This window comes from Coprococcus sp. AF21-14LB, from assembly GCF_003458885.1.
Taxonomy (GTDB): Bacteria; Bacillota; Clostridia; order Lachnospirales; family Lachnospiraceae; genus UBA9414.
Genome location: NZ_QRVX01000089.1, coordinates 1 through 4,703, shown reverse-complemented (window position 1 = coordinate 4,703; position 4,703 = coordinate 1). Strand labels below are relative to the sequence as shown.

Below are 4,703 nucleotides of genomic sequence, written 5' to 3'. Positions count from 1 at the left end.
GTGGTAACTCAACAATACAACATATATTCAAAAACTGCTACTTTTTTGTTAAAAAAGTGGAAAATTCACGTACCTGGGGCTAGCCGCCGCGCTAGCGGCTTGGTACAATTACGTGATTGTAAAATTGATTTAGCTAATGCACAGGATATATGGGAAGATAAGATTTTACCTCTTACTGCAAAAGAACGTGATATTTTAGGACTAAGCTTAGGTATAGTTATTGAGTTTTTAATAGATGATATTGGTCTTGGAATGTGTCTGGGGGGTATGATGGGTGTTAGCATCGGCCTGCAATTGATGTGCTGAGAAAAAATAAGAAATCAGAGGAGCAAGAGGATAATGATGAGAAAGAATAATGTGCTTCGCAAATATATAGCGTCACTTCTATTATTATTGTTATTTGAGACAGTGGCAATCACGTTGTGGAAGGCTAAAGGAAACTTGTTTTATCTGTTGAATTTCAGCTACATTGGAGGATGCCTTGCGTTGGGAACAGCACTTTTTACTGCAGGAAAACGCTATGCCCGACATTTTGTGCAGCTGACGGTCGGAAGTTATATGCTGTTGTACTTAGGTGTGATTTCCTGTGAAAATATGCAGATCGAGGGTTTCTGGTACTATCTGTTTCTTGGTGTTTTTGAGGCGGCAACAATCCACTACGCAGTCGCGAAGATATTCGGTCCACTGTTTTTCAATCCTGCGTGTTCACTGCGATGAAAGCAAATGTGTTCATTGTGGAAAATGTCTGCGTGTCTGCCCAATGAATGTGGAGGTCAATAAGGAATCCCGCAAACGAAAGAGAGGAACGGAGTGAATACTCTGTTATGAATGTACGAAGGTCTGTCCGACCAAAGCATTGCATTAAAAAATGGAGTTGGGGATATAGCTGCAATGGCAAAGTCGAGTTTTGTACATACACCAAAAAATAAAAGATATAATTTGGAATGGAGATTATGATATACTGTAAACAAGATATAGTGCAAAATGTAACAGGAAGGAGTATGCACAGTGTCAGAGAAAAAGAAATTTACAGTATACGTCGGAAGTGTAGCACTATGCGTAGGTGTGGCAGTTCTGCTTCATTATGTATCCTTTACCAATCCTTATCTGCAATCTATTTGTCACCTTTTAAGGCCTTTTATTTATATAGGACTTTATCTGGTATGGGCGATTTCTTTTCAAAAGAGAATTATCCAAAAGGAACCCCGTCGTTGTTTAATAATGATTGCAGTGATGATGGTTTTTTGGATGCTCGTTCGTATGTGTAAATTTGAAATACCGTATGAGATGCCGACAGCACTGCGCTACTCCTGGTATCTTTATTATATTCCTATGCTGTTACTCCCTACGGTCAGTCTTTATCTGGCATTTTATATACGGCAGCCGGAGAATTATAAATTACCGGAAAGACGGTGTCTGCTGTTTTTTCCGGCATTGTTTCTGATAGGGATTGTATTAACGAATGATCTGCACCAGTTAATTTTTACTTTCCCGGAGGGAAGACTGGGGGAAGCAGCTTCCTATGAAGTAGGAGTCTATGGATATGGAGCAATGTATTATGCTATAGTCACCTGGGATCTTGGATGTCTGCTGGTGGCACTCTTGATTATTCTATTAAGGTGTAGAAAAATTAAAAACAGGAAAATGCTTTGGATGCCTTTTGGTGCTTATGGTCTGTCGGTTGTCTATGGCATCGCCTATTATCTGAATCTGCCTTCTGGAAAATATTTTCAAGCGATATGACAGCTGCATTATGCCTTCTGTTTGCTTTGATCATTGAAAGCTGCATCCAGTGCGGATTGATCCCTTCCAATACAGGATACGCACAATTATTTGCAGCATCTACAATTTCAGCACAGATTACAGATCAGAGTGGAAAATGCATTTATCAATCTCAGGATTCGGAATGTATTGCACCGGAAATCGTAAGGCAGGTAGTTCAATGTCCGATCATGTTAGAAAATGGGATCAGGCTGTCGGGAAAACCAATTTTGGGAGGCTATGTGTTGTGGAAGGAAAATCTGCCAGAATTACAGGAAATCGTAAGAGAGCTTGAAGATCGTAAGGAAGAATTAAAAGATGAGAATCTGATTGAGAAAGAAAATCTGAGAACAAAAAGAAAAGTAGAAAAACTTTCTGTGAAGAATCAGCTGTATGATAAAATACAGAAACAGACGGCAAGGCAGAGTAAACTTTTGACGGAATTCATTGAAGCATATTCTATGGAAGAAGATGAGAACAAAAGGAAAAAAATATTAGGGAAGATAGTTGTGATCGGAGCCTATATAAAAAGGCGTAGTAATCTTATTTTTATTGCGGAGCAGACAGTAAAATTTCCGATAAGAGAGTTGGAGTTATGTTTCAGGGAAACGATAAAGAATCTGGAATGGAATCATGTTGAGGCAGGTTTTTCCACCGCTTTAGAAGAAATACGAAGTGAAGATGCTATGCAGATTTATGATTTTTTTGAAGCAGTCATAGAGGAATCTTTGGAAGATCTGTCGGCATTTAATGTAAATCTGAAACGCAGAGAGGCGCGGATCATCATGTCTATGAGTGTGGAATGCAAAACAGATCTGCAGGAAATTGCAAGACGATATGGAGCTTATGCGGAGCAGGATTTTGACGGATCATGGCTGCTTTCTCTGATTCTGGGAGGAGGTGGCGGCAAATGATAAAAACATTTGAAAACTGTTCACCGGAGTATCAGATTACGATTGTTTGTTTTTTTATTTTTTTGACTTTGCTGTGTATGATACTGGTTATTTATGAAGGAACAGGAAAAAGACAAAGAAAGATGTTGCTGCTGGACAGTGTATTGCTTATAGTTATTTTCTTTATAACAGCTGTCTTGTGTGTGGGGCAACGGGCGTTTTACGAAGAAGATTCCATGATATTATTTAAAATACCGTATGTGATTTTAATTGTTATAGGAATTGGTGTTTTTTTATATGTGGGATTGAAGATTTTTGGAATTTATAAGTACCGCAAGAGCTGCCTGAGGGAAAATGCAGTTCAGGAAAGTCTGGACAATTTGCCGAGTGGAATTGTTTTTTTTGATGGGAACGGAATGCCTAAACTGATGAATCGAAAAATGTATCAAATTTGCCAGAATCTGGCGGGAAGAGATATACAGAATATTACAGAACTGGAGGAAGCACTGGGACATCCTCTGAAAGAGAATGTATTTTATGATGTTGATTTGAAAGTATACTGCTTTGCGGATGGAAGTGTGTGGAAATTTTCAGAGAAAGAGATTATTACGACAGCCGGAGATCATTTTTTTCAAGTTCTTGCTTCTGAAGTGTCGGAATTATATCGGAACAAAGTGTTGCTGAAGGAAGAAAATCAGAAACTTCAGGAAATGTCTGTGGCTATGAAAGAACTTTCTAAGAATGTAATAACGCTGACCAGAGAAGAAGAAATGTTATCTATGAAAATGAGAGTGCATGATAATCTGGGATATAGCGTCCTGGCGGCACAGCGGATGTTGCTGCGCGAATCGGAAGCAGACCGGGATGTTTTCCTTTCGCAATGGAAGCAGACATTAGACTTGCTGAATAAAGATAACGAGTCTGTGAAAGGCGAACAACTGCACAGGCAGGTGCAGGAAAGAGCGGAGATTTTGGGTGTGAAAATCATTTATACAGGAGAACAAGTCTGGGAATCTCATATTTTCGAATTGATGGATATAATACTTTTGGAGGCGCTTTCCAACTGTGTCCGCCATGCAGGGGCAAGCGAACTGTATGTAAAATGCAGTAGTGGGGAACAAGAATGGATTATGGTGATTACAGATAATGGACAAACAACGGAGAAGGATGTCAAAGAAGGAGGAGGATTATCCGGTATACGAAAAAGGGTGGAGCAATGTGGAGGTACATTGAGAATTTGTGCGGAGTCAAAATTTTCAATAATCGTTAAGATACCAAAGGAGGTGCGGAGATGATACGGGTACTAATCGTGGAAGACCAGCGTATGGCTCGGGAAGATATGGAAAATTATATCCAGTCCAGTGGGAGATATTGTCTGGCGGCATCTATCACAAACGCAGCTATGGCAGAAACCGTATGCAGGCAGAGCAAATGTGAACTTGTCTTGATGGATGTCTGTACGGAGAATGATGAGAGTGGTCTTGTGGCAGCAGAGAAGATTAAAAGGACAATGCCTCAGATAAAAATAATTATCGTGACTTCTTTAGTAGAGTGCAGTTTTATTGACAGGGCGCGCAAAGCGGGAGTAGAAAGCTTCTGGTATAAAGATGCCGGTAAAGAGGAACTGTTGGAGGTTATGGATCGCACGATGAAAGGGGAGAGCGTGTATCCGGATGCTCCACCGGTTGTGATGATCGGAACAGCGAAAAGCTGTGATTTTACACCTGGGGAATTAGCAGTTCTGCGATTAGTGGTGGAAGGAGAATCCTATAAAAAAATTGCAGAAAGTTTGTGTATATCACCGGAGACTGTAAAATGGCATATCAAAAATATGCTGCAGAAAACGAATTTTGATTCCAAAACGAAATTGGCGGTAGCTGTTACAAAGAAAAATCTGATTATAAATGGATTTTAAAAATAGCATTTTACTACCCATATGGGCAGGGCAACCGCATAAAAAATAGTTAATACAAAAATCATCACTTTTCTTGTATACTAAAAGAAAAGTGGTGATTTTTATGTTGCAAATGAAAATGTATTTTTCAGATT

At 39.5% G+C, this 4,703-nt stretch carries 5 protein-coding genes and 2 pseudogenes; all 7 read left to right on the top strand.

Annotated features, from left to right (window positions below):
• Nucleotides 1–306 (top strand): annotated as a pseudogene (locus tag DWX73_RS14185) (hypothetical protein); the annotation flags it as partial.
• 33 nt (nt 307–339) lie between these two features.
• Nucleotides 340–814 (top strand): annotated as a pseudogene (locus DWX73_RS12845) (4Fe-4S binding protein).
• Entirely contained in the window at nt 815–865 is a 51-nt protein-coding gene (locus DWX73_RS15835; protein WP_423783446.1) for a 4Fe-4S binding protein, read from the top strand.
• A 143-nt stretch (nt 866–1,008) separates the two neighbouring features.
• Nucleotides 1,009–1,743 (top strand): histidine kinase N-terminal 7TM domain-containing protein, encoded by a 735-nt coding sequence (locus tag DWX73_RS12840; RefSeq protein WP_118349088.1) that lies wholly within the window; start codon nt 1,009–1,011, stop codon nt 1,741–1,743.
• Nucleotides 1,740–2,675, top strand: coding sequence for a hypothetical protein (locus DWX73_RS12835; RefSeq protein WP_118349087.1), 936 nt, complete (start codon nt 1,740–1,742; stop codon nt 2,673–2,675). Before DWX73_RS12840 ends, DWX73_RS12835 begins: the two co-directional genes overlap by 4 nt.
• The gene (locus tag DWX73_RS12830) at nt 2,672–3,949 is read left to right on the top strand and encodes a sensor histidine kinase (RefSeq protein WP_118349086.1); all 1,278 of its coding nucleotides are present in this window, start codon (nt 2,672–2,674) and stop codon (nt 3,947–3,949) included. Before DWX73_RS12835 ends, DWX73_RS12830 begins: the two co-directional genes overlap by 4 nt.
• On the top strand, nt 3,946–4,569 hold the full coding sequence (locus DWX73_RS12825; RefSeq protein WP_055283085.1) for a response regulator transcription factor: 624 nt from the start codon (nt 3,946–3,948) through the stop codon (nt 4,567–4,569). The genes DWX73_RS12830 and DWX73_RS12825 overlap by 4 nt, the downstream gene beginning before the upstream one ends.
• The last annotated feature ends 134 nt before the right edge of the window (nt 4,570–4,703 follow it).

Coding starts and splice junctions, on each gene's coding strand:
- DWX73_RS12825 (WP_055283085.1), top strand. CDS start 3,946: ATGATACGGGTACTAATCGTGGAAGACCAGCGTATGGCTCGGGAAGAT.
- DWX73_RS12835 (WP_118349087.1), top strand. CDS start 1,740: ATGACAGCTGCATTATGCCTTCTGTTTGCTTTGATCATTGAAAGCTGC.
- DWX73_RS12830 (WP_118349086.1), top strand. CDS start 2,672: ATGATAAAAACATTTGAAAACTGTTCACCGGAGTATCAGATTACGATT.